Source organism: Streptomyces griseorubiginosus (assembly GCF_017614965.1).
In the GTDB taxonomy this organism is placed as follows: Bacteria; Actinomycetota; Actinomycetes; order Streptomycetales; family Streptomycetaceae; genus Streptomyces; species Streptomyces griseorubiginosus_B.
Window position 1 is genome coordinate 1 of record NZ_WVUG01000671.1, and the last position, 986, is coordinate 986.

General features: G+C 74.7%; 1 protein-coding gene. It reads right to left on the reverse strand.

The genetic code is table 11. From position 1 onward, the window contains the following. On the reverse strand, positions 1–971 hold a 971-nt coding region (locus GRC12_RS44645; protein ID WP_244374721.1), incomplete at its 3' end, for a hypothetical protein. Positions 972–986: the final 15 nt, after the last annotated feature.

Sequence of the window (986 nt, forward strand, 5' to 3'; positions counted from 1 at the left end):
GGCTGCTGCGGCGGCGGGGCGGGCGCACCGGTGTCGGACTCGCGGTAGGCGGTCAGCGCCTCGTGCGCGCGCTCGGCGGCCTCCCGGTACAGGTCCCGGGACTTCGTCATCGCCTCCAGGGCCTCGGCGTACATGGCCACCAGCCTGCGCTCCCGGGCCAGCTCCTCCTCGAGGGTCATCAGCCGCCAGTCGTCCCGCAGTGCCGCCACGGCCTCCTCGGCGCCGTCCGGCAGCGGCAGGGGCAGCGTCACGAAACGCGTGAGGGCGTCGACCAGCTCGGCCGGCCGTGAACCGTCGAGGAAGACGGTCCGTACCGCGAAGTCGTCCCCGTCGAAGCCGTCCGGCGCCGGATGGGTGGGCAGCACTACGGCGCCGCCGCGCGGAACCTGTACGTCGAACTCGCGCAGCGCCCGGTTGACGATGCGCAGTTGGTCCGGGGCCGCGCGGTGCTCCAGGACGCGGTGGCGCAGAGCGGGCGGCAGCAGCGGACCGAGCGGCCCGCTGCCGCGCTCGTCGGGCGTCATCGCCTCGTGGACCACGAGGTTGACGCACCAGCCGCCGCGCACGGAGGCACGCAGCAGCCGGCGGATGTCCTTGTCCTCCGTGGGCAGCCGGTTGACCTGCCGCAGGCGCAGTCCCGTGGCGGGCTCGTGGTCCCAGGCGGCATCGGCGTCGTCGGGCCAGAACATGGTCGCCGGAGACGGCCACTGCTGGTCCCAGGCGCTTTCCGCCTCCGCCGCCAGCACCCACTCTTGCGCGTCGTCGGCAAGGGGACCGAGGGTCAGCCGCGCCCGCACCGTGACCGTCGCGGCGACGGTCCAGCGCGCCTCGAAGACCTGCTCCAGGACGCCTTCGGCACCGGGCAGCTCGTGCTGGTCGTCGAGGACCTCGTCGGTGCGCAGGCGTTTGAGGGTCCGGCGCACGACGTCCGGCGCGTCGGTGCCGGCGTAGCGGCCGCGGGCCAGCCACAGGGTGGGGGACGGGGT